The following is a 2,331-nucleotide window of genomic DNA, read 5'->3' on the forward strand; positions in this document are numbered from 1 at the left end:
GTTGAACTAAACCTTCGGTAGCTCTCGCGCTGATTTTGTACCTTTCAAAGATAATTAAAACTTTGAAAATATGACTACAAAAAAAAGCATCCAGATTTATTAAGAGAGAACAAAATCCTCAACCAAGCCAAGCGAGAAGTTCCTGGATTTGTGGAACTATTGGCTCGTTTTGAGCGTACAGTTTCGGTTTTAGGCAGAAGCCAAAGCACGTTTAACAATTATTCGCGGCACCTGGCTTCGATTTCGTTGTATTTTGGCAAAATCCCCACGGAGTTGGATTCCGAACAAGTTCAGGACTACTTATTTTACTTGCAAAAAAAGTCCAAAACCCCATCGCAAACCTATTTTAAACACTGTGTTTACGGACTTCGTTTTTTGCTAAAATCCGAAGGATTGCCGTATGAGTTTTTACGGTTACCTTCTATAAAACACGAGAAAAAACTCCCTGTTGTTTTGAGCAAAGAGGAAGTTTGGGCGATGCTCCAATGTGCCAAGCTGCTTAAACATAAAATCCTGATTGGTTTGCTTTATGGTTGTGGCTTGCGTTGTATGGAAGCTCGTTCTGTACGTTTACAGGATTTAGATTTCGATAGAAAACAGCTCAAAGTGGTGCAAGGCAAAGGCAAAAAAGACCGTTATGTTCCGCTTTCGGTACATTTAATTCGAGGTTTAAAAACCTACATCGAAGCCGAAAAACCAGAAGAGTATCTTTTTAACGGTCAGCCTATTGAGAGAGCAGGTGGAGATTTTGATAGTCGTTACAGCCAACGAGGCGTGCAATGGGCGGTCAAACAAGTTGCTAAAGCAGCGGGCGTGAAAAAGGAAGTTCACACCCATACGCTTCGTCATAGTTACGCCACGCATTTGCTCGAAGATGGTATGGATATTATGACGCTCAAAGATCTTTTAGGGCATCAAAATATCGAAACTACGATGGAGTATTTGCACATTGCCCAACTCGAAAGTCAGCGTATTTTTAGTCCGCTCGACACGCTTTTTGCAAAATGCAGCCGCAGTTCGAAGTAGCCGATGTCCTGCAAAAAGTGGGTTCGAAAATCGAGAGTTATGGATTGAATACTTGGCAACTCCGCACGCTTTTTGCCATCAAAAAATGTAGAACCGCCGAATTGGGCGGTCATATCGATGCTTGCGATGGTTGTGGTAACTTATCAATAAGCTACAATTCTTGCCGCAATCGGCATTGTCCGAAGTGTCAGGGTAAGAATCGAGAAGATTGGATACAGGCTAGGGAAACAGAACTCTTGCCAGTGCCATACTTCCACGTTGTTTTTACATTGCCCGATAGCATTAATGCATTGGCGATTCACAGTCCAAAACTGGTTTATGACACGCTCTTTGAAGCGACTTGGGAAACCTTGCAACAATTTGGCAAAGCCAAGGAAATGCAAATGGGAATGATTGCGGTTTTGCACACCTGGGGACAACAATTGAGTTTGCATCCGCACCTGCATTGTATTGTTCCAGGCGGTGGTGTTAACAAAGACGCACAGTGGAAAAATAGTAGAACCGATGGTAAATTCTTGTTCCCTGTGAAAGCCTTGTCGAAGGTTTTTAGGGCTAAATATTGCGCCAAACTCAAAGCAAAAGAGCCTATACAATACGAGCAAATCCGGCAGGATTTATGGAAAAAATCATGGGTTGTTTTTGCCAAAAAGCCTTTTGGAAGTCCAAAGTCGGTGGTGGAATATTTGGGGAGATATACCCATAAAATTGCCATTAGCAACCACCGAATCAAGAGCATTGACGAGCAAAACGTGACTTTTGAGTACAAAGATTATCGAATGGCAGGCGTCAAGAAACTTATGACACTGACCCATCAGGAATTCATCAGGCGGTTTTCGTTGCATATTTTACCCAAGCGCTTTGTCAAGATCCGTCATTATGGTTTTTTGAGCAGCACTTGGAAGCGTGTGAAGCTGAAACTTTTGCAGGAGAAACTCCAAGTAAAAGTGATAGAAAGAGCAGAAAAGAAGCCCTTCTTACCCAAATGTCCGTGTTGCAAAACGGGCAATTTGCATCGGATAGCGGTTTTTGACCAGCGTGGTCCGCCTGCTTGGTATCTTGGCGGTAGCCAAAACTCAATTTCCTGTGAAAGTTAATTTTATGGGTAAGGGCACTTATGCCCAAAAGTGAAGGAAAACACTAAAAAACCATCTTTAAAACCACTCCAAAAAAAAGAGGCTTGCTTGCCTCTTGAAATTCTCTCTAATTTTTTTACGATAACTGCATAGTGTTAACGGCAGGTACTCCGGTTCCGTTCAACACGGGGTTCATTGTTCGGCTTGCAGCCGCAACGAACCCCTAGCTGTT

Annotated in this window: 2 protein-coding genes; both read left to right on the forward strand. The window is 42.8% G+C overall.

Annotated features, from left to right (window positions below; genetic code table 11):
• Nucleotides 1–273: 273 nt before the first annotated feature.
• Complete coding sequence (locus IR213_RS15970) at nucleotides 274–1,026, forward strand: tyrosine-type recombinase/integrase (protein WP_228479218.1); 753 nt, start codon at nucleotides 274–276, stop codon at nucleotides 1,024–1,026.
• Nucleotides 1,005–2,120 carry an IS91 family transposase gene (locus tag IR213_RS15975; protein WP_194313283.1) on the forward strand — a complete coding sequence of 372 codons (1,116 nt, stop codon included), beginning with the start codon at nucleotides 1,005–1,007 and terminating at the stop codon, nucleotides 2,118–2,120. The genes IR213_RS15970 and IR213_RS15975 overlap by 22 nt, the downstream gene beginning before the upstream one ends.
• The last annotated feature ends 211 nt before the right edge of the window (nucleotides 2,121–2,331 follow it).

The organism is Flavobacterium soyangense (genome assembly GCF_015277675.1).
Lineage (GTDB): Bacteria > Bacteroidota > Bacteroidia > Flavobacteriales > Flavobacteriaceae > Flavobacterium > Flavobacterium soyangense.